This window comes from Mesorhizobium sp. M7A.F.Ca.CA.002.04.1.1 (assembly GCF_004022805.1).
Lineage (GTDB): Bacteria > Pseudomonadota > Alphaproteobacteria > Rhizobiales > Rhizobiaceae > Mesorhizobium > Mesorhizobium ciceri.
Genome location: NZ_RZPL01001064.1, coordinates 1 through 1,279, shown reverse-complemented (window position 1 = coordinate 1,279; position 1,279 = coordinate 1). Strand labels below are relative to the sequence as shown.

At 61.3% G+C, this 1,279-nt stretch carries 2 protein-coding genes; one reads left to right on the top strand and one right to left on the bottom strand.

The features are described 5' to 3' along the window. The first annotated feature begins 17 nt into the window (after positions 1-17). On the top strand, positions 18-530 hold the full coding sequence (locus ENZ75_RS32115) for an outer membrane protein assembly factor BamE (RefSeq protein WP_013532236.1): 513 nt from the start codon (positions 18-20) through the stop codon (positions 528-530). A gap of 272 nt (positions 531-802) precedes the next feature. On the opposite strand, the gene ENZ75_RS32110 is transcribed toward ENZ75_RS32115, so the two are convergent. Continuing rightward, a partial coding sequence (locus tag ENZ75_RS32110; protein WP_206617157.1) for a sodium/proton-translocating pyrophosphatase occupies positions 803-1,279 on the bottom strand: 477 nt, incomplete at its 5' end.

Sequence of the window (1,279 nt, the reverse complement as noted above, 5' to 3'; positions counted from 1 at the left end):
AGCTAATGGAGTTGTTGTTGCGCGCGCTGAATTTCAAGTCGACCTTCTCGTCCAGGCCCGCCGGCGCGATCTCGCTGCTGATGATCGTTTCGGCACTATCGGCCTGCCACACCTCCAAGATGATCGGCGACCTCAGCCCGAGTGAGACGCTGACGCAAGGTTACGTCATAGACCAGCAGGCAATCGACCTGGTGCCGGTCGGTTCGAGCCGCGAGCAGGTGCTTCTGGCGCTCGGCACGCCGTCGACGACCGCGACCTTCGACAACGAGGCCTTCTATTACATTTCGCAGACGCGCAAGCGCTACGTCGCCTTCGACAAGCCACGGCTCATTGATCAGCATGTGCTGGCGGTCTATTTCGGCGCCGATGGCCGCGTCACCCAGATCGCCAATTACGGGATGAAGGACGGCAAGATGTTCGACTTCATCTCACGCACCACACCGACCGGCGGCAAGGACCAGAACTTCCTCAGCCAGATCATCAACGGTGCCAGCAAGCTGGCACCCAGCATTCCGGGCGGCGGCGCCTAATTCCTTTCGGCTTCCATTCCGGGAGCCTCATCATCTCAGACGACCAAAAACCCGCGGGAGCGATCCTGCGGGTTTTTGTTGTGGCCTCGATCAGGGCAAGATCCCCGTATGTTTGCCGGCGATGCTTAAGCCGTCGAAACCCAAGCCGGTAGATGAGATACCGGCGCATTTACCGCATGCAAGAGATCGGCTTGTTGACGCGTCGACATGGCATTGCTCAACAAAAAACCCGCGGGATCGCTCCCGCGGGTTGTTTCGGGCTGAAGCCTAGATCAGCCGTGCGCGAGCACGGCCAGCAGCAGGAGCGCGACGATGTTGGTGATCTTGATCGCCGGGTTGACGGCGGGGCCAGCGGTGTCCTTGTAGGGATCGCCGACCGTGTCACCGGTCACCGAAGCCTTATGCGCCTCGGAACCCTTGAGATGCTTGACGCCGTCCTTGTCGACAAAGCCGTCTTCGAAGGACTTCTTGGCGTTGTCCCAGGCGCCGCCGCCAGAGGTCATCGAGATAGCGACGAACAGGCCGTTGACGATGACGCCGAGCAGCGAGGCACCCAGCGCTGCAAAGGCAGACGCCTTCGAGCCCGAGATGAGCAGCACGCCGAAATAGACGACGAGCGGCGCCAGCACCGGCAGCAGCGACGGGATGATCATTTCCCTGATTGCCGCCTTGGTCAGAAGGTCGACCGCGCGGGCGTAGTTCGGCTTCGAGGTGCCGGCCATGATGCCCGGATCCTCGCGGAACTGCTT